Raw genomic sequence first — 18,035 nt, forward strand, 5'->3', positions numbered from 1 at the left:
ATGATGGAAGAGCAGGGCACAGGTATCCGGGTCGAGGCACTGTCGGTGGAATTCGAGGGGCAAGCTGCGGCGTGGGCCGAACGCCTCGGCCTGCCGCTGCAGGACGAGGCCGCCGGGTTTGCCGTACAGGTCGGTGTCGATGGCCTGCAGATCCAGCAGTTGGGCCCGCAGGCACCGGGGCCGGTACGGGTGGACTTTGTCGAGGGCCAGGCTGCGCACCGGCGTCAGTTTGGTGGTGGCACCGGGCAGATGATCGCCAAGGCCGTGGGGATTGCCCAGGGGGTACGGCCGCAGGTGCTCGATGCCACAGCAGGGTTGGGCAAGGATGCCTTCGTGCTGGCCAGCCTGGGCTGCCAGATGACCCTGATCGAACGCCAGCCGCTGATCGCCGCGCTGCTGGAAGACGGCCTGGCGCGGGCCCGGGCTGATGAAGAGGTGGCGCCGATCGTCGGGCGCATGCGCCTGCTGACCGGCAATGCCATCGAGCGCCTGCGTGCCTGGGAGGGGGAGGCGCCGCAGGTGATCTACCTCGATCCGATGTTCCCGCACCGTGACAAGAGCGCATTGGTGAAGAAGGAAATGCGCGTATTCCGGCCCTTGGTGGGGGATGACCTGGACGCCCCGGCCCTGCTTGAAGCGGCCTTGGCGCTGGCCAGCCACCGAGTGGTGGTGAAGCGCCCACGCAAGGCACCGATCATCGACGGGCCGAAACCGAGCCACAGCCTGGAGGGCAAGTCGAGCCGGTATGACATTTACCCGAAGAAGGCGCTGAAGGCCTGAACCCCAAGGGTTGCAATACCCTGCAGGAATGGCCTTGCGTCGCGATGGGGCGCAGCGGCCCGCAGATTTCAGCTGCGCCACAAACATTGCCGGGGCTGCTTCGCAGCCCTTTCGCGACTAGGCCGCCCCTGCAACCCGGTGGTATCAGGGTTGAAATGCCCGCAAGAACACCGCGACCACCTCGCGCACATGCGCCTCGGCCTCATCGCCCTCCAGCGGCCCCGCACATCCGAGCAGCAAGCGATAATCCGGTGCGCCCTTGACCAGGCAGAAGAAGTGCTCTGCCGCCCGCAGCGGGTTGTCGATATGCAACAGCCCGCGCGCATGCGCCTCGCGCAGCAGCGCTTCCATCCCCGTCAGCACGCGCTTGGGCCCGGCTTCGTAGAAATACTCGCCGAAGCTCGGGTCCAGGCTGCCCTGGGCCATGATCAGGCGGCAGAGCTTGACTGCTTCGTCGCTGCTGATCAGCGCCTGGAAGCCACGGGCAATGCTCAGCAGCACCTCTTCCACCGGGGCGCCATCGGGGTACTCGAACAGCAGGTCGGGCAGCTGGATCTGGCAGGTGGCCATGACCGCTGAGCCGAACAGCGTCTGCTTGTCGGTGAAGTGGCTGTACACGGTAAGTTTTGAAACACCTGCCGCCGCAGCGACCGCATCCATGCTGGTGTTGGCATAACCAAGGCTGAGGAACAGCGCCTTGGCCGCTTCGAGAATCGCCTCGCGCTTGGCCAGGTCCTTGGGCCGGCCCGGGCCGATGGGTGCGTCGTTGGACATGGGAACCCGCATCTTTTCTAAAGGATGACCATCTTACCGGCTCGAACGGCTTCCGGCTGCAGATCGCGACCTGGGTCAATGTCGATTTTTTACCGGCCCGGCTTCCCGGCTCCGGTCGCCTGATTTAATATACTAGCCAGTATAAATATTCAGACGTGCACCCTCGCGAAAGGATTCATCATGTTGCGCCATGCCTTGTCCCTCGCCCTGCCCGCCGCCGCCGTGCTGTTCCTGGCAGCCTGCGGCCAGGAAGCAGCCCCACCGGCCACGCCCCGCCCGGCGCTGGTGGTGCAGCCGCAGCCGGCGGAAGCCGCTGCCGACAGTTATCCCGGCGAAGTGCGGGCGCGCTTCGAGCCGGAGCTGGCCTTCCGCATCGCTGGCAAGGTCAGCAAGCGCCTGGTCGAAGAAGGGCAGCGGGTCAAGGCGGAGCAGCCGCTGGCCGAGCTCGACCCCCAGGATGTACGTCTGCAACTGGAAGCCAACCGTGCCCAGCTGGCGGCGGCCGAGGCCAACCTGTCGCTGGTGCGTGCCGAGCGCGATCGCTACCAGAAACTGCTGGACCGGCAGATGGTCAGCCGGTCGCAGTACGACAATGCGGAAAACCTCTATCGCGCCGGGCTGGCCCGCCTCAAGCAGGCCAAGGCCGAGTTCGACGTCGCCGGCAACCAGGCCGAATATGCCGTGCTGCGTGCGCCGCAGGCCGGGGTGATTGCCAAGCGCCAGGTGGAGGTGGGCCAGGTGGTTGCGGCCGGGCAGACCGTGTTCACCCTCGCTGCCGATGGCGAACGGGAAGTGCTGATCGGCCTGCCGGAGCAGCAGTTCGCCCGCTTCGCCGTGGGCCAGCCGGTGAGCGTGGAGCTGTGGTCGCACCCACAGGAGCGCTTCCAGGGGCGCATCCGCGAGCTGTCACCGGCCGCCGATCCGCGTTCGCGCACCTTCGCTGCACGTATCGCCTTCACCTCCGCTGCCACGCCGGCGGAACTGGGCCAGAGCGCCCGGGTATTCATTGCCCATGAAGGGCTGATCCCGTTGGCAGTGCCGCTGTCTGCGGTTACCGCAGAGAACGGCCAGGCGTATGTCTGGCGGGTCAACCGGGACAGCCGCCTGGAGCGGGTGGTGGTGCGCCTGGGGGCCTACGGGGCCGACAGTGTGCCGGTGCTCGAAGGCCTCGAGGCGGGGGACTGGATCGTGGCCGCCGGCGGCCACGTGTTGCGCGAGGGCCAGGAAGTACGCCCCGTGGACCGCACCAACCGTGTAGTGAACCTGACGGTCAAGGAGTAAGTCCCGATGGGTTTCAACCTTTCTGCCTGGGCGCTGCGCAACCGCCAGATCGTCCTGTTCCTGATGATCCTGCTGGCGGCCATTGGCGCGATGTCCTACACCAAGCTCGGCCAGAGCGAAGACCCGCCGTTCACCTTCAAGGCCATGGTCATCCGCACCTTGTGGCCGGGCGCCAGCGCGGAGGAAGTGTCGCGCCAGGTCACCGAGCGCATCGAGAAGAAACTGATGGAAACCGGCGAGTACGAGAGGATCGTCTCGTTCTCCCGTCCCGGCGAATCGCAGGTCACCTTCATGGCCCGCGACTCGCTGCATTCCAAGGACATCCCCGAGCTGTGGTACCAGATCCGCAAGAAGGTCGCGGACATCCGCCACACCCTGCCGCCGGAGATCCAGGGCCCGTTCTTCAACGACGAGTTCGGCACCACCTTCGGCAACATCTATGCGCTGACCGGGCAAGGCTTCGACTATGCCGTGCTCAAGGACTATGCCGACCGTATCCAGATCCAGCTGCAGCGAGTCAAGGACGTGGGCAAGGTCGAGCTGGTCGGCCTGCAGGACGAGAAAATCTGGATCGAGCTGTCCAACCTCAAGCTGGCCACCCTTGGCGTGCCGATGGAGGCCGTGCAGCAGGCGCTGCAGGAGCAGAACGCGGTCAGCACCGCCGGCTTCTTCGAAACGCCCAGTGAGCGCCTGCAACTGCGCGTGAGCGGGCGTTTCGGCAGCGTCGAGCAGATCCGCCAGTTCCCCATCCGGGTGGGTGACCGGACCTTCCGTATCGGTGACGTCGCCGAGGTGCACCGGGGCTTCAACGACCCTCCCGCACCGCGCATGCGCTTCATGGGCGAGGATGCCATCGGCCTGGCGGTGTCGATGAAGGACGGTGGCGATATCCTGGTGCTCGGCAAGGCGCTGGAAGCCGAGTTCGAACGCCTGGCGCGCAGCCTGCCGGCCGGCATGGAGCTGCGCAAGGTTTCCGACCAGCCGGCGGCGGTCAAGGCTGGCGTGGGCGAATTCATCCAGGTGCTGGTCGAGGCGCTGGTCATCGTGCTGCTGGTGAGCTTCTTCTCGCTGGGCCTGCGCACCGGCCTGGTGGTGGCGCTGGCCATCCCGCTGGTGCTGGCCATGACCTTTGCCGCCATGCACTACTTCGGTATCGGCCTGCACAAGATCTCGCTTGGCGCGCTGGTGCTGGCGCTGGGCCTGCTGGTGGATGACGCGATCATTGCCGTGGAAATGATGGCGATCAAGATGGAGCAGGGCTATGACCGGCTCAAGGCGGCCAGCCATGCCTGGAGCAGCACCGCCTTCCCGATGCTCACCGGCACCCTGATCACCGCGGCCGGCTTCCTGCCAATTGCCACGGCAGCTTCCAGCACCGGTGAATACACCCGCTCGATCTTCCAGGTCGTGACCATCGCCTTGCTCACCTCCTGGGTGGCCGCCGTGGTATTCGTGCCCTACCTGGGCGAGCGCCTGCTGCCCGACCTGGCCAGGTTGCATGCCGCGCGGCACGGCAACGACGGCCACGCGCCAGACCCTTACGCTACGCCGTTCTACCAGCGCGTGCGGCGCCTGGTGGAATGGTGTGTACGGCGGCGCAAGACCGTCATCCTGCTGACCGTGGCCGCCTTTGTCGGCAGTATCCTGCTGTTCCGCTTCGTGCCGCAGCAGTTCTTTCCGGCCTCCGGGCGCCCGGAGCTGATGGTCGACCTTAAGCTGGCCGAAGGTGCCTCGCTGGCCAACACTGCCGAGCGGGTCAAGCAGCTGGAAGCGCTGCTCAAGCAGCAGGACGGCATCGACAACTACGTGGCCTACGTGGGTACCGGCTCACCGCGTTTCTACCTGCCGCTGGACCAGCAACTGCCGGCGGCCAGCTTCGCCCAGTTCGTGGTGCTGGCCAAGTCGATGGAAGACCGCGAGCGCCTGCGCAGCTGGCTGATCAGCACCGTCGACCAGCAGTTCCCCGACTTGCGCGCCCGGGTCACTCGCCTGGAAAACGGCCCGCCCGTGGGCTACCCGGTACAGTTCCGGGTGACCGGCGAGCACATCGAGAAAGTCCGTGCGCTGGCTCGCGCAGTGGCCGACAGGGTGCGCGAGAACCCGCATGTGGTGAATGTGCACCTGGATTGGGAGGAGCCGAGCAAGGCGGTATTCCTGGAAATCGACCAGGACCGCGCGCGGGCCCTGGGCGTGAGTACCGCGCAGCTGGCCGGCTTCCTGCAAAGCTCGCTGACCGGTAGCACGGTCAGCCAGTACCGCGAGGACAACGAGCTGATCGAGATCCTGCTGCGCGGCACCCGCCAGGAACGCAACGAGCTGGGCAACCTCGGCAGCCTGGCGTTGCCCACCGACAATGGCCAGAGCGTGGCGTTGTCGCAGGTGGCAACCCTGGAATACGGCTTCGAGGAAGGCATCATCTGGCACCGCAATCGCTTGCCGACGGTGACCGTGCGCGCCGATATCTACGACAAGGAGCAGCCGGCCACGCTGGTGAAGCAGATCGAGCCGACCCTGGAGGCGATTCGCGCCAACCTGCCTGACGGCTACCTGCTGGAGGTGGGGGGCACGGTGGAAGACTCCGAGCGCGGGCAGAAGTCGGTGAATGCCGGCATGCCGCTGTTCGTGGTGGTGGTGCTGAGCCTGCTGATGATTCAGCTGCGCAGCTTCTCGCGCACGGTGATGGTGTTCCTCACCGCGCCGCTGGGGCTGATTGGCGTAACCCTGTTCCTGCTGGTGTTCCGTCAACCGTTCGGCTTTGTCGCCATGCTCGGCACCATTGCCCTGGCCGGGATGATCATGCGCAATTCGGTGATCCTGGTGGACCAGATCGAGCAGGACATCGCGGCGGGCCTGGACCGTTGGCAGGCGATCATCGAAGCCACGGTGCGGCGTTTCCGGCCGATCGTGCTGACGGCACTGGCGGCGGTGCTGGCGATGATTCCGTTGTCGCGCAGCGTGTTCTACGGGCCGATGGCGGTGGCGATAATGGGCGGCTTGATCGTGGCCACGGTGCTGACGTTGCTGTTCCTGCCGGCGTTGTATGCGGCGTGGTTCAGGGTGAAGAAGGGCTGAAGTTCGCGGGGGAGGGCTTCGCCCTCCTTTCGCGATACATGGCCGCTTCTACAGGTGAGGCACCGCCCTTGTGTCGCGATGGGCTGCTGCAAGGCAGCCCCAGGGCCGTTACAGCGCGCCAAATACCTTCTTGGCCAGGCTGGTAGCCGCTTCAGCAGGGTTCTGGCGAATGCTCTGCTCCTGCTTGGCGATCATCTCGAACAGGCCATCCAGCGCCTTCTCGGTCACGTAGTTCTCGATATTGGCGTCGTCCTTGACCAGCCCCAGGCCTTTGGCCTGCGCCGCAAAGGCATTGTACTGCTGGGCCACGCCAACCTTGTCGGTGGCCTGCTTGACGATCGGCAGGAACTTGGCACGGATCTGCTCGCGGCTGCTCTTGTTCAGGTACTGGGTCGCCGAATCGTCGCCACCGCTGAGGATGCCCTTGGCATCGGTCACGCTCATGTTCTTCACGGCATCCACCAGAATCGCCTGGGCCTGCGGCACGGCAGCCTCGGCGGCCTTGTTCATGCTGGTTTCCAGGGCTTCGACCTGGTCACCCTTGCCGAACATCTTCATCGCCTTGGCGGCCTTGCCCAGGTTGCCCGGCAGCTCGATGCGCACGTCCGGGTTGTTGCTGAAGCCGCCCGGGGCGCTCAGCTGCTTGACGGCCAGTTGCGCGCCCTGGGTCAGGGCATCTTTCAGGCCGCCAGTGGCGTCTTTCTGGCTCAGGTCGCCCAGCGACAGGGCCAGTGCACTGGCCGACAGCAGCAGGCCGGCGCACAGGGTGGTGAAACGCAGGGTGGTGCGGATCATGAAGCTTTCCTTGTAAACAGATGAATACGGGTTTCAGCGGACCGGATCGACCTTGATCCGCACCGGTTGCGGGTCATGGCCATCCAGCCGGACAGCATGCTGTTCGGTGTTGATGAACAGCAACTTGCCATCCAGTTCGATGCGCGCGCTGAGCGCATAGCGGTGGCCGGGCTTGACCTGGGCCGGGTCGTAGGCGAGGTGGAAGGGCAGCGGTACGTTGCCTTTGACCGGGCCGGCCTGGCGTGCCAGGACCACTGCTGGGGCGTCCATCAGCGACACATCCTGCAGCTCCACACTGAGGGTGGCGTTTGCTGGCAGGGCGCTGCGCTGCAGATAGAAGACTTCGCCATCCAGGCTGGCCTGGCTGGGCGAGGTATGGCTGGAACAGGCTGCGAGCAGGGATGCGCAACACAGCATAAAGAGCTTTTTCATGGAGTCTCCGTTTTCCTTAGGGCTGGCTTGTGGCCAACCCCAGGGACTGTAGCGGATTTTGCCGGCTGCTGAAGCCTTTACAGGGTTGAACTTTCCAGGCCGTCATCGCGGTGCAGCGCCACCTGACGGATCGACAGGCGCAGCTCGGCTGACAACACCCGCTTGGCCACGCCTTCGGCCACCTCGCCGAGCTTGTCGTGGTAGCCCAGCTTGCCTTGGCTGTCGGGCTGCAGCACGCCCTGCTCGAGCAAAGTCTGGATGAAGTGGCGGAACAGCGTCTTGTCGAAGAACTCCGGGGCGTTCAGGCCATGCAGGATCGACAGGCGCTGGGCCATCATCACGCACAGGTCTTCCAGCGCTTCGGCGCTGAGGCTGTGCTGCCCGCTGTTGAGCAGCAGCGAGGTAGCCATGTAGAAGCGCTGCAGGGTCTGGGTGATGGTGCGGGCGAGCAGGGTCAGCAGGACGAACTGCCGTGAACTGGGCGCGGGGCGGATGTACAGGTCCTGGTCCTGGCGCAGCAAGCCCTGTTCGACCAGTGCGGCCAGCCACTGGTCGATCACATCGTCCAGCTGCTCCGGTGTCCAGCGCAGGAACAGTTCGGCCTGCAGGTAGGGGTACAGTGCGTGCACATACTGGCCCAGCAGTTCACGGCTCAGGCGTGAGCTGCTGAGGAAGAAGCTGGCCAGCAGGGCTGGCAGGGCGAAGATGTGCAGCACGTTGTTGCGGTAATAGGTCATCAGCACCGCGTTGCCTTCATCCAGGTACAGGATGCGGCCCAGGGCATCCTTCTGCTCGGCCACCAGGCTCATGCTGCGCACGTGTTCGATCAGCGCCTGGCCGTCGCCCTCGGGCAAGGTGGTATGCGGCGAGTAGGGCACCTGGCGCAGCAGCGCCAGGTACAGGTCGAGCACGCGGGTCAAGGCGCGTTCGTCCAGGGCCAGGCGGCTGGTCGACAGCAGTGCCAGGGCCACCAGGTTGACCGGGTTGATCGCCGCTGCCTCGTTGAGGTGACGGGCCACGGTTTCGCCCAGGCGGGTGGTGGTGGCATTGAGCCAGTCCGGGCGATACTGCGGGCCGTGTTCCTGGTCGCGCCAACCGGGCTGCTGCTGATCGAGGAAACCGGCCAGGCGGATCGGTTCGCCGAAGTTGACGTAGACCTGGCCAAAGCGTTGCTTGAGCGCGCCGAACACCTTGAAGATGTCGAAGATCGACTCCTTCTTCTTGCTGGCCCCGCGCAGCTCGCCCAGGTAGGTGCGGCCTTCGAGCACACGCTCGTAGCCGATGTACACCGGCACGAAGACGATCGGCGTGCGCGACGAGCGCAGGAAGCTGCGCAGGGTGATGGCCAGCATGCCAGTACGCGGTTGCAACATGCGCCCGGTACGCGAACGGCCACCCTCGACGAAGTACTCCACTGGGAAGCCCTTGGTGTAGAGGGTGTGCAGGTACTCGTTGAACACCGCGGTATACAGCGGGTTGCCCTTGAACGTGCGGCGCATGAAGAAGGCACCGCCACGGCGCAGCAGGTTACCTACCAGCGGCATGTTGAGGTTGATGCCTGCGGCCACGTGCGGCGGGGTCAGGCCGTTGCGGAACAGCAGGTACGACAGCAGCAGGTAGTCGATGTGGCTGCGGTGGCACGGCACGTAGATGACTTCGTTGCCGGGGGCGATGCCTTGCACCTGCTCGATGTGGTTGACCTTGATGCCGTCGTAGATCTTGTTCCAGAACCAGCTGAGCACCACTTCGAGGAAGCGGATGGCGGTGTAGGTATAGTCCGAGGCGATCTCGTTGCCATAGCGCAGCGCCTGCGCCTCGGCCTTGGCCAGCGGCAGGTTCTCGCGCTGCGCCTCGTCGAGGATGGCCTGGCGCACCTGCGGCGCATGGATCAGGCCCTTGACCAGCGTGCGCCGGTGCGAGATGTCCGGGCCGATGACGGCGGTCTTGAGGTTGCGAAAATGCACGCGCATCAGGCGCTGGGCCATGCGCACGGTACGTTCGTGGCCCTTGTTGTGCTGCACCAGTTCGCGCAGGTGGATCGGCGCCGAGAACTGCACCCGGGTCTTGCGCCCCAGCACCAGCACGGTCAGTAGCCGGCGCAGGCGCCCGGTCACTGCCCAACTGTCGGCGAACAGCAGCTTCCACGGGCTGGACTCACTGGCCGGAGTCTGGCCCCAGAACACACTGACCGGGATGATCTGCGCGTCCTCTTCGGCATGCTGGCTGATGGCGGTTACCAGGCGCTCCAGGGTGGGTGGCGCGCCACGCTTGTCGTGGCGGCCGAGCCAGTCCGGGTCCGGCGTCAGGTAGAAGAATGCAGCCGGTTCCTGCAGTGGGCCCACCGCCACTGGCAGCACCGGGCGCGGCAGCCCCGCCTTGGTGCATTCGTGGTCGAGCACGGCCAGGTCGGTGAGGGCGGGCGAGGGCAGCGCATAGAACACCGGGCGGCTGCGGTCGAGCTTGAGGGTGAGGGAGGACTGGTTGATGGTTTCGGAGCGCACCCACAGGTACAACAGGCGACGCAGGGCGCCGAAGATCAGGCGGCGCAGGGGGGAACGGGTCATGGGGTGTGTGCCCTGGGTGTGAAGTTCAGTGGTTATCTGGCCAATTAGTCTGCCGTATCCGCGCAAGTTCAGCAAAAATCGCCGAACGGCGCGACGGTCATCAAATTTTTTTGTTCTGTGTCATATACTCGGCCTGCCACTTGCAGGATATTTGCGCAAGCGGCGTCGGCACGTGGCGGAGGCTTCGTGTCTACAAGGCGATCTTCACAATAAAAATCCGGAGTAGTTCAGATGTCGTCTCGTGAGACTGGGAATGTAAAGTGGTTCAACGATGCCAAGGGTTATGGCTTCATTCAGCGCGAAGGTGGTGCGGATGTGTTCGTCCACTATCGGGCGATTCGCGGTGAGGGGCATCGTACCCTGGTCGAAGGGCAGCGGGTCGAATACGCCTGCGTGCAGGGCCAGAAAGGCCTGCAAGCCGAAGACGTAGTAGGGCTCTGAGCCTCATGCTGTAAGGCTTGTTGTGGGAGCTGGCTTGCCGGCGATTACCGGCAAGGCCGGTGCCAGGTGCCGTGTTGCCTGCATCGGCGGCAAGCCAGGCTCCCACAGGAATACCCTGTGTTCAGGTACGCCAGGTGATCTCCTCTTCACCGTCGGCACTGATGCGGATCCAGCGGTCGGCATCCTCTTCCCCGTCTTCTTCCACCCAGCCACCCGGCGCGCAGCGCACTTCCACACCCAGTGCGGCAAAAGCGGCGCGGGCGCAGGCCACATCGTCGGCCCAGGGCGTCTGGTCGCTTTCCAGGTAAAGGCTGTTCCATTTCCCTACAGCTTTGGGTAACCAGGTGACCGGAATGTTACCGGCCTGGCATTTGAAGGTCTGGCCTTTCTGCTGCCATTCGCTGCACGGGCCGATCGCCTGGGCAAGCCACTCGGCAATCTGCTTGTGGTCGACGTCGGCGTCCTTCAGGTAGATCTCGATATCAGGTTGGCGCATAAGGGCTCCGGTGTGCTCAGTCTTGGCGCAGGAAATAGTCGTAACGCATGGAAACCGTGACCTCGAACGGCTCGGCCTGGTCGATCACCCGGGCACGCCTTTCGGCACTGGCGCGCCAGCCGTGCGGGGTCATGGCCAGCAGGTCGGCGCGGGCCTTGGGCGCGACCAGGCTCAGGCGAAACTCCAGGGTTTCGCTGTGGGCATGGGCCATGCCATCGGGGACCAGTGCGAGATGCTTGTCGTCGGCGTAAGGGCGCACTTCATCGTAGAGCACTTCGCGCAGTTCCATCAGGTGGCCGCTGGTGGGGCCGACCCGCATCAGGCCACCGCCGGGGCTGAGCAGGCGCTTGGCCTCGGCCCAGTCGAGCGGGCTGAACACGCTGGCGATGAACTGGCAGCTGGCGTCGGCCAGCGGCACCCGGGCCATGCTGGCGACCATCCAGGTGACCTCGGGCGCGCGGCGGCAGGCACGCTTGACCGCCTCGCGGGAAATGTCCAGGGCATAGCCGTCGGCGGCCGGCACGGCCTGGGCGAGCTGTGCGGTGTAGTAACCCTCGCCGCAACCGATGTCCAGCCAGGCAGAGGGCTGGCGCTCGGCGGCCAGTTCGGCCAGGCGGCGGGCCACCGGGGCGTAGTGGCCGGCATCGAGGAAATCGCGGCGGGCCTCGACCATGGCCTGGTTGTCACCCGGGTCGCGGCTGTTCTTGTGCTGCACCGGCAACAGGTTCAGGTAACCCTGGCGGGCGCGGTCGAAGCGGTGCCCGGCCGGGCACACCACACCGTTGTCGAGCCGGCTCAGCGGCGCCTGGCAAAGGGGACAGGCGAGCATCAGGCGAGCAACCGGACCAGGGTCTGGTAGTAGATTTCGGTCAGCAGGTCGAGGTCGCTGGCCAGGATCCGCTCGTCAACCTGGTGGATGGTGGCGTTGACCGGGCCCAGCTCGACCACCTGGGTGCCCATGGTGGCGATGAAGCGGCCATCGGAAGTACCACCGCTGGTGGACGGCTGGGTGTCGCGGCCGGTGACGCCCTTGATGCTGGCCGATACCGCGTCCAGCAGCTCGCCCGGTTCGGTGAGGAACGGCAGGCCCGACAGCGCCCAGTCGATCGACCAGTCCAGTTGATGCTTGTCGAGAATGGCTGCCACCCGCGCCTGCAGGCCTTCGACGGTGGACTCGGTGGAGAAGCGGAAGTTGAACAGCGCGGTCAGTTCGCCTGGGACCACGTTGGTGGCACCGGTGCCAGCATTGAGGTTGGAGATCTGGAAGCTGGTCGGCGGGAAGAACGCATTGCCTTCGTCCCAGTGCTCGGCAGCCAGTTCGGCCAGGGCCGGGGCGGCCAGGTGGATCGGGTTGCGCGCCAGGTGCGGGTAGGCCACGTGGCCCTGCTTGCCGCGTACGGTCAGCTTGGCGCCGAGCGAGCCACGGCGGCCGTTCTTGACCACGTCACCGAGCAGGGTGGTGCTGGATGGCTCGCCGACGATGCACCAGTCCAGGCGCTCGTTGCGCGCTTTCAGGCGCTCGACCACGGCCTTGGTGCCGTGGTGGGCCGGGCCTTCCTCGTCGCTGGTGATCAGGAAGGCGACCTTGCCCCGGTGGTTCGGGTAGTCCTGCACGAAGCGCTCGCTGGCAATCACCATGGCGGCCAGGCTGCCTTTCATGTCGGCGGCACCACGGCCGCAGAGCATGCCCTCGGCGTCGATCAGCGCCTTGAACGGTTCATGCTGCCATTGCTGCACCGGGCCGGTGGGCACCACGTCGGTGTGGCCGGCGAAGCACAGCACCGGGCCGTCCTGGGTGCCGTGGGTGGCCCAGAAGTTGTCGACGTCCTCGATGCGCATCGGTTCCAGCTGGAAGCCCACGGCGCCCAGGCGGTTCATCATCTGCGCCTGGCAGTCGGCGTCGACGGGGGTGACCGAGGGGCGACGGATCAGGTCGCAGGCCAGTTGAAGGGTGGGCGAAAGCTCGGCTGGGGCCGTCATGGGGGACTCCGGGGCAAGGCAAGGCGAGGAATTCTGAGGGGCGTTATCTTATATCAAAGCGTCAGGCCAATGGGGCGCAAAGCGCCCCAAATAACTCATGCCTGTTGCGCCTCGGCGGCCTTTTCCCCGGGTTTGGGCAGCGATGACAGAAACGCCATCACCAGCGCCGCCACATAAGGCAACGATTGCACCAGCAACATCGCCACCCAGAAACGCATGTCCGAACTCGGCAGCCCTTGCACCAGATAGATGCCCAGCGCCGCACCCCACAGCAGCAACATGATGAACAGCTCTTCACGGGCCTCGGAAATCGCTACCAGCAAGCCATGGCTGTCGGCATTCTTCGGCGTGCGGAAGAACGGCATGCTGCTGGTGAAGAAACCGTACAGTACCGCCTTGGCGATGGTGTGCGACAACGCCAGCCCGGCCAGCGCCGCGGCAAAGGCGTCCTTCAGGTTCACACCCACTGCGCGCCGGTAGAGGAAAATGATCTTGCCGACCTTGAAGAAGAACAGCGCCAGCGGCGGAATGGCGAAGATCATCAGTGGCGGGTCGACCCGGTGGGGCACGATGATCATGGCCGCCGACCACAGCAGCGCGCCGACGGTGAAGAAGATGTTCATGCCATCGGCGATCCATGGCAGCCAGCCGGCCAGGAAGTGGTAGCGCTGGCCACGGGTCAGCTCGCTGCCCTTGCCGCGCAGCAGCGCGCTGGCGTGGTGCTTGATGATCTGGATGGCGCCATAGGCCCAGCGGAAACGCTGCTTCTTGAAGTCGATGAAGGTGTCGGGCATCAGGCCCTTGCCATAGCTGTTGTGGGCGTAGGCCGCCGACAGGCCCTTCTCGAACACGCGCAGGCCCAGCTCGGCGTCCTCGCAGATGCACCATTCGGCCCAGCCCAGCTCTTCCAGCACGCTGCGCCGGGTCATGGTCATGGTGCCGTGCTGGATGATCGCGTCACGGTCGTTGCGGGTGACCATGCCGATGTGGAAGAAACCCTTGTACTCGCTGTAGCAGAGCTTCTTGAAGGCGCTTTCGTGCTGGTCGCGGTAGTCCTGCGGCGACTGCACCACGGCGATTTTCGGGTCGGCGAAATGCGGCACCATGTGCTTGAGCCAGTTGCGGTCGACGCAGTAGTCCGAGTCGATCACCGCAATCACTTCGGCGTCCTTGGCGGTATGCGGGATCAGGTAGTTCAGCGCGCCGCCCTTGAAGCCGGCCAATGGCGCGACGTGGAAGAACCTGAAGCGTTCGCCGAGCTTCTCGCAGTGGGCCTTCAGCGGCTCCCACACGGCCGGGTCCTTGGTGTTGTTGTCGATCACCAGCACTTCGTAGTCGGGGTAGTCCAGTGCGGCCAGGGCGTCGAGGGTCTGCTTCACCATCTCTGGCGGCTCGTTGTAGCACGGCACATGCACCGACACCTTGGGCCGGTAGGCGCTGTCGGCCTGCACCGGCAGGAATTCGCGGCGGCGCTTGTGTATCCATACCGCCTCGGCCAGTTCGTGGGCCTCGGTGAGCAGGACGATGAACACCCCCAGCGCGCCGAGGGCCAGCAGCACGCCCACGGTCAGGCTGAACCAAGTGCTGTATTGCTGGCTGTAGTCATAGGCGATCCACACCAGGACCGACCCGCACAGGAACGTGATGAAGGTCAGGAAGGTACGGCCGCGCTGGCGCAGGGCAGAGCCGTCGATGAACAGCACGGTCAGCGCAATCAGCGCCAGGACCACCGAGGCCACTGCCAGGGCACGCCATTGCGGGATCGCCACCACCGGGCCGTCGAAGTTGAATTTCTGCTGGCGCTCGGCGTTGTACACGCCCCAGTAGGCGCCCACCGAACCTTCGTCACTGGCTTTCCATGGCTGGTCATAGGCTTCGATGACGAAGTAGTTGTAACCACGGCGGTTGAGGGTGTTGACCAAGGTGCGCAGGTAAATGGCCTGGTCGGCCTGGGTTGCATCGGCACCACCGCGCATGCGGCCGTTGCTCGGCCAGCCGACTTCCGACAACAGCAGTGGCTTGCGCGGGAACTGGTGTTTCAGTTCGCGGGCCCGATCGAGGACGAATGCGACCGAATCCTGCATCGGCACGAACTCCCAGTACGGCAGGATGTGCGCGGCGATCAGGTCGACATGCTTGGCCAGCTGTGGGTTTTCTTTCCAGATGTGCCACTGCTCGCTGGTGGTCACCGGTACCTTCACCGCTGCACGTACCCGGTCGAGGTACTGGATCAGGTTCTCCGGGGTGACCTCCTCGCGGAACAGCGCCTCGTTGCCGACCACCACCCGGACCACGCTGCGCGAGGTGTTGGCCAGCTGGATGGCGGTGGCGATCTCGCGCTCGTTGCGTTCCAGGTCGGGGCTGATCCAGATGCCCAGCGTGACCCGCAGGCCGAACTCCTCGGCCAGCCGCGGAATATCGGCCTGGGTGCCTTCCACGGTATAGGTACGGATGCTGTCGGTCAGTTTGCTCAACTGCTCCAGGTCCTGGCGCATCTCGTCATCAGTGGGGTACTGGCCTTTTTGTGGGCTTTCCCCCAGACGGAAGGGCGAATAGGAAAACCCGGAGATCTGCTCTGGCCAGGCAGGCGCGGAAACCGGGCGATTGATCAGGGCCCAGAAACCGGTAAACAACGCGGCGATGGCCAGGACCACGACCAGGTTCAGGCCGAATTTACGTGAAGACATTGTCGTCCATTAGTGTCGAAGTGATAGGACATTAAAGCAGGGTTGGTGGCCTCTTTCCTAACGATGCAGGTCATGGGCCCACTGGCATATAATGCGCGCCGGTTTTTTGGGGTATGAGCATGAGTACAGAAGATCCACGCTTCGCCGGCGTTGCCCGGCTATATGGCGACCAAGGCTTGCAGCGCCTGGCCCAGGCCCATGTGGCCGTGGTCGGCATTGGCGGGGTTGGCTCGTGGGCGGCCGAAGCGCTGGCCCGCAGTGGCGTGGGCGAGATCACCCTGTTCGACCTCGACGACGTCTGCGTCAGCAATACCAACCGCCAGGCCCACGCCCTGGAAGGGCAGGTGGGGCGGCCCAAGGTCGAGGTCATGGCCGAGCGTTTGCGCGCGATCAACCCGGCCTGTACGGTGCATGCGGTAGCCGATTTCGTCACCCGCGACACCATGGTCGAGTACATCAGCGAAAACCTTGACTGCGTGATCGACTGCATCGACAGCGTCATGGCCAAGGCCGCGTTGATTGCCTGGTGCCGCCGGCGCAAGATCGCCATTGTTACTACCGGTGGCGCTGGTGGGCAGATCGACCCGACGCAGATCCAGATCGCCGACCTGAACAAGACCTTCAACGACCCGCTGGCTTCGCGGGTGCGTTCCACCCTGCGCCGCGACTACAACTTCTCGCGCAACGTCAGCCGCAATTATGGCGTGCCGTGCGTGTTTTCCAGTGAGCAGCTGCGCTATCCCAAGGGGGATGGCAGTGTATGCCTGCAGAAGAGTTTTGTCGGTGAAGGCGTGCGGCTGGACTGCTCGGGTGGTTTTGGCGCGGTGATGATGGTGACTGCGACCTTTGGCATGGTGGCGGCGAGCAAGGCGGTGGAAAAGCTGGTGGCGGGGGCGCGACGGCCTTCGGAGCGGGTCAAGCCTGAATAGACCGCGTGGGCTTCTTCGCGGGCGTGCCCGCTCCCACAGGTACTGCATCTCTCTCAAGAACGATGAGGACCCTGTGGGAACGGGCAAGCCCGCGAAGCAGCCAGCGCGATTCAACGGTTGGACGCCAGCTCCGCCATCCGCTGCAAGACTGCATGCAACCCGTTGCTGCGCGACGGCGACAGCTGGCGCTCCAGGCCCAGTTGGGTAAACCACTCACGCAGATCAAGCGCGGCCAGCTCTGCACTGGCCAACCCCTGCACCCGCACCAGCAGCAACGCCAGCAACCCGCGTAGCAAACGTGCATCGCTGCTGGCCTTGAACCGCCACGCACCTTCGACTTGCTCGGCCACCAGCCACACCAGGCTTTCACAGCCATGCACCCGGTTGGCCTCGGTCTTTTCAGCCTCGGCCAAGGGCTCCAGGCGGTCGCCCCACTGCATCAGCAGGCGCGCACGCTGTTCCCAGCCCTTGCTTTGCGCAAACGCCTCCAGCGCCTGGCAGGCCTGTGTCGGCAGGTTCATCGCAACAGCTCCAGGCCTTGGTCCAGCGCGTCGAAGAAGCGCTGCAAGTCATCGCTGTCGTTGTACAGCCCCAGCGACACGCGGATGGCGCCCTCCAGCCCCAACCCCTTGAGCAGTGGCATGGCGCAGTGGTGCCCGGCACGCACGGCAATACCCTGCTCGGTCAGCAGGTGGGCGATATCAGCGTTGTGCACGCCTTCGATGACGAAACTGGCCAGGGCCGCCTGTGGTGCGCCAAGGATGCGCAAACCATCACGGTCGCCCAGGCCACGCAGCAACTGTTGGTGCAGGCTCGCCTCATGGGCTTCGACCGCCCGGGCATCGAGGCTGGCCAGGTAGTCCAGGGTCGCGCCCAGGCCGATCACCCCGGCGATCGGCGGGGTTCCGGCCTCGAAACCCAGCGGCGCGGGGCGGAAGCTGGCGCTTTGGTAGTCGGCCAGTTGCACCATCTCGCCGCCGAACTGCCAGTGGCGCAGCAATTCCAGCGCCTGGCTGCGGCCGTACAGCACGCCGACGCCTTCCGGGCCGTACAGCTTGTGGCTGGAGAACACATAGAAGTCGCAACCCAGCTGCTGTACATCATGCCGCCCATGCACCACCCCCTGGGCACCGTCGACCACGGTCAGCGCGCCTTGCGCGCGGGCATGGGCCAGCAGCGCCGGCAGCGGCTGCCAGGTACCCAGCACGTTGGACAGCTGGCTTACCGCCAGTACCCGGGTGCGTGGCCCGATCAGTTGCAGTGCCTGGTCCAGGTCGATGCGGCCATGGACGTCCAGCGGCAGTACCACCAGACGCAGCTTGCGCCGCTGCGCCAGCTGCTGCCAGGGCAGCAGGTTGGCGTGGTGCTCCAGGGCGCTGACGGCAATTTCATCCCCGGCCTCGAAACGCTGTTCCAGGCCATAGGCCAGCAGGTTCAGCGCCGACGTGGCACCGTGGGTGAAGACGATCTGTCGTGATTCTGCCGCATTGAGCCAGGCGGCGACCTTGTCGCGGCTGGTTTCGAAAGCCTGGGTTGCGAGTGCGCCGGGCAAATGCTGGGCACGGTGCACGTTGGCAGCGCCATGGCCGTAGTAATGGCTCAGGGCATCGAGCAGGGCTTGCGGCTTCTGGGTGGTGGCGGCGCTGTCCAGGTAGGTCTGGTGCTGCCGTTGCAGGGCGGCGATCGCGGGGAAATCGGCACGCCAGGGGGAGGGCTGGAACATGGTCGCGGGGCCTGGAAGAAAATCGGGTCTGGCGTGGTGCCAGACCCGATCTTAGCATTTCAAGCGCTGAGAATCCGCTGC

General features: G+C 65.1%; 15 protein-coding genes. 5 read left to right on the forward strand and 10 right to left on the reverse strand.

Annotated features, from left to right (window positions below):
- The first annotated feature begins 3 nt into the window (after positions 1-3).
- A complete protein-coding gene (locus ACLEJP_RS07865) occupies positions 4-780 on the forward strand; it encodes a class I SAM-dependent methyltransferase (RefSeq protein ID WP_440805320.1) in 777 nt (258 codons plus the stop codon).
- Positions 781-924: 144 nt separating this feature from the next.
- Here ACLEJP_RS07865 and ACLEJP_RS07870 read toward each other — a convergent pair whose 3' ends face one another.
- The gene (locus ACLEJP_RS07870) at positions 925-1,566 is read right to left on the reverse strand and encodes a TetR/AcrR family transcriptional regulator (RefSeq protein WP_440805322.1); all 642 of its coding nucleotides are present in this window, start codon (positions 1,564-1,566) and stop codon (positions 925-927) included.
- A 168-nt stretch (positions 1,567-1,734) separates the two neighbouring features.
- Here ACLEJP_RS07870 and ACLEJP_RS07875 point away from each other — a divergent pair, with 168 nt between their 5' ends.
- Positions 1,735-2,835 (forward strand): efflux RND transporter periplasmic adaptor subunit, encoded by a 1,101-nt coding sequence (locus tag ACLEJP_RS07875; protein ID WP_440805324.1) that lies wholly within the window; start codon positions 1,735-1,737, stop codon positions 2,833-2,835.
- 6 nt (positions 2,836-2,841) lie between these two features.
- On the forward strand, positions 2,842-5,907 hold the full coding sequence (locus ACLEJP_RS07880; RefSeq protein WP_440805325.1) for an efflux RND transporter permease subunit: 3,066 nt from the start codon (positions 2,842-2,844) through the stop codon (positions 5,905-5,907).
- A 108-nt stretch (positions 5,908-6,015) separates the two neighbouring features.
- Here ACLEJP_RS07880 and ACLEJP_RS07885 read toward each other — a convergent pair whose 3' ends face one another.
- From ACLEJP_RS07885 to plsB, 3 genes are all read right to left on the reverse strand, one after another.
- Positions 6,016-6,702, reverse strand: a complete 687-nt coding sequence (locus ACLEJP_RS07885) for a DUF4197 domain-containing protein (RefSeq protein ID WP_440805327.1) — start codon at positions 6,700-6,702, stop codon at positions 6,016-6,018.
- Positions 6,703-6,735: 33 nt separating this feature from the next.
- Positions 6,736-7,134 carry a YbaY family lipoprotein gene (locus ACLEJP_RS07890; RefSeq protein ID WP_440805330.1) on the reverse strand — a complete coding sequence of 133 codons (399 nt, stop codon included), beginning with the start codon at positions 7,132-7,134 and terminating at the stop codon, positions 6,736-6,738.
- 77 nt (positions 7,135-7,211) lie between these two features.
- Complete coding sequence (gene plsB / locus ACLEJP_RS07895) at positions 7,212-9,698, reverse strand: glycerol-3-phosphate 1-O-acyltransferase PlsB (protein WP_440805332.1); 2,487 nt, start codon at positions 9,696-9,698, stop codon at positions 7,212-7,214.
- A 231-nt stretch (positions 9,699-9,929) separates the two neighbouring features.
- Here plsB and ACLEJP_RS07900 point away from each other — a divergent pair, with 231 nt between their 5' ends.
- On the forward strand, positions 9,930-10,139 hold the full coding sequence (locus ACLEJP_RS07900; RefSeq protein WP_003252255.1) for a cold-shock protein: 210 nt from the start codon (positions 9,930-9,932) through the stop codon (positions 10,137-10,139).
- A gap of 121 nt (positions 10,140-10,260) precedes the next feature.
- Here ACLEJP_RS07900 and ACLEJP_RS07905 read toward each other — a convergent pair whose 3' ends face one another.
- The 4 genes from ACLEJP_RS07905 to ACLEJP_RS07920 all read right to left on the reverse strand — a co-directional run bounded on the left by ACLEJP_RS07905 (position 10,261) and on the right by ACLEJP_RS07920 (position 15,302).
- On the reverse strand, positions 10,261-10,635 hold the full coding sequence (locus tag ACLEJP_RS07905) for a hypothetical protein (protein ID WP_186679262.1): 375 nt from the start codon (positions 10,633-10,635) through the stop codon (positions 10,261-10,263).
- A 16-nt stretch (positions 10,636-10,651) separates the two neighbouring features.
- Entirely contained in the window at positions 10,652-11,464 is an 813-nt protein-coding gene (locus ACLEJP_RS07910) for a putative RNA methyltransferase (protein WP_440805333.1), read from the reverse strand.
- Positions 11,464-12,615 carry a succinyl-diaminopimelate desuccinylase gene (gene dapE, locus ACLEJP_RS07915; protein ID WP_440805335.1) on the reverse strand — a complete coding sequence of 384 codons (1,152 nt, stop codon included), beginning with the start codon at positions 12,613-12,615 and terminating at the stop codon, positions 11,464-11,466. The genes ACLEJP_RS07910 and dapE overlap by 1 nt, the downstream gene beginning before the upstream one ends.
- Positions 12,616-12,710: 95 nt before the next feature.
- The gene (locus ACLEJP_RS07920) at positions 12,711-15,302 is read right to left on the reverse strand and encodes a glycosyltransferase (RefSeq protein ID WP_440805337.1); all 2,592 of its coding nucleotides are present in this window, start codon (positions 15,300-15,302) and stop codon (positions 12,711-12,713) included.
- A gap of 119 nt (positions 15,303-15,421) precedes the next feature.
- Between ACLEJP_RS07920 and tcdA the strand changes: the two genes are divergently transcribed.
- Positions 15,422-16,231, forward strand: a complete 810-nt coding sequence (gene tcdA / locus ACLEJP_RS07925) for a tRNA cyclic N6-threonylcarbamoyladenosine(37) synthase TcdA (protein ID WP_289134622.1) — start codon at positions 15,422-15,424, stop codon at positions 16,229-16,231.
- 110 nt (positions 16,232-16,341) lie between these two features.
- Here the strand turns inward: tcdA and ACLEJP_RS07930 are convergent, their stop codons facing one another.
- On the reverse strand, positions 16,342-16,752 hold the full coding sequence (locus tag ACLEJP_RS07930; RefSeq protein ID WP_440805339.1) for a SufE family protein: 411 nt from the start codon (positions 16,750-16,752) through the stop codon (positions 16,342-16,344).
- On the reverse strand, positions 16,749-17,954 hold the full coding sequence (locus ACLEJP_RS07935) for a cysteine desulfurase (protein ID WP_440805342.1): 1,206 nt from the start codon (positions 17,952-17,954) through the stop codon (positions 16,749-16,751). The genes ACLEJP_RS07930 and ACLEJP_RS07935 overlap by 4 nt, the downstream gene beginning before the upstream one ends.
- Positions 17,955-18,035: the final 81 nt, after the last annotated feature.

Source organism: Pseudomonas sp. SMV7 (genome assembly GCF_052041995.1).
Classification (GTDB): Bacteria; Pseudomonadota; Gammaproteobacteria; order Pseudomonadales; family Pseudomonadaceae; genus Aquipseudomonas.

What these genes read in the sequence shown, in the direction of transcription:
- ACLEJP_RS07865 (WP_440805320.1), top strand. Translation starts at nt 4, where the DNA reads ATGGAAGAGCAGGGCACAGGTATCCGGGTCGAGGCACTGTCGGTGGAA.
- ACLEJP_RS07870 (WP_440805322.1), bottom strand. Translation starts at nt 1,566, where the DNA reads ATGCGGGTTCCCATGTCCAACGACGCACCCATCGGCCCGGGCCGGCCC.
- ACLEJP_RS07875 (WP_440805324.1), top strand. Translation starts at nt 1,735, where the DNA reads ATGTTGCGCCATGCCTTGTCCCTCGCCCTGCCCGCCGCCGCCGTGCTG.
- ACLEJP_RS07880 (WP_440805325.1), top strand. Translation starts at nt 2,842, where the DNA reads ATGGGTTTCAACCTTTCTGCCTGGGCGCTGCGCAACCGCCAGATCGTC.
- ACLEJP_RS07885 (WP_440805327.1), bottom strand. Translation starts at nt 6,702, where the DNA reads ATGATCCGCACCACCCTGCGTTTCACCACCCTGTGCGCCGGCCTGCTG.
- ACLEJP_RS07890 (WP_440805330.1), bottom strand. Translation starts at nt 7,134, where the DNA reads ATGAAAAAGCTCTTTATGCTGTGTTGCGCATCCCTGCTCGCAGCCTGT.
- plsB (WP_440805332.1), bottom strand. Translation starts at nt 9,698, where the DNA reads ATGACCCGTTCCCCCCTGCGCCGCCTGATCTTCGGCGCCCTGCGTCGC.
- ACLEJP_RS07900 (WP_003252255.1), top strand. Translation starts at nt 9,930, where the DNA reads ATGTCGTCTCGTGAGACTGGGAATGTAAAGTGGTTCAACGATGCCAAG.
- ACLEJP_RS07905 (WP_186679262.1), bottom strand. Translation starts at nt 10,635, where the DNA reads ATGCGCCAACCTGATATCGAGATCTACCTGAAGGACGCCGACGTCGAC.
- ACLEJP_RS07910 (WP_440805333.1), bottom strand. Translation starts at nt 11,464, where the DNA reads ATGCTCGCCTGTCCCCTTTGCCAGGCGCCGCTGAGCCGGCTCGACAAC.
- dapE (WP_440805335.1), bottom strand. Translation starts at nt 12,615, where the DNA reads ATGACGGCCCCAGCCGAGCTTTCGCCCACCCTTCAACTGGCCTGCGAC.
- ACLEJP_RS07920 (WP_440805337.1), bottom strand. Translation starts at nt 15,302, where the DNA reads ATGTCTTCACGTAAATTCGGCCTGAACCTGGTCGTGGTCCTGGCCATC.
- tcdA (WP_289134622.1), top strand. Translation starts at nt 15,422, where the DNA reads ATGAGTACAGAAGATCCACGCTTCGCCGGCGTTGCCCGGCTATATGGC.
- ACLEJP_RS07930 (WP_440805339.1), bottom strand. Translation starts at nt 16,752, where the DNA reads ATGAACCTGCCGACACAGGCCTGCCAGGCGCTGGAGGCGTTTGCGCAA.
- ACLEJP_RS07935 (WP_440805342.1), bottom strand. Translation starts at nt 17,954, where the DNA reads ATGTTCCAGCCCTCCCCCTGGCGTGCCGATTTCCCCGCGATCGCCGCC.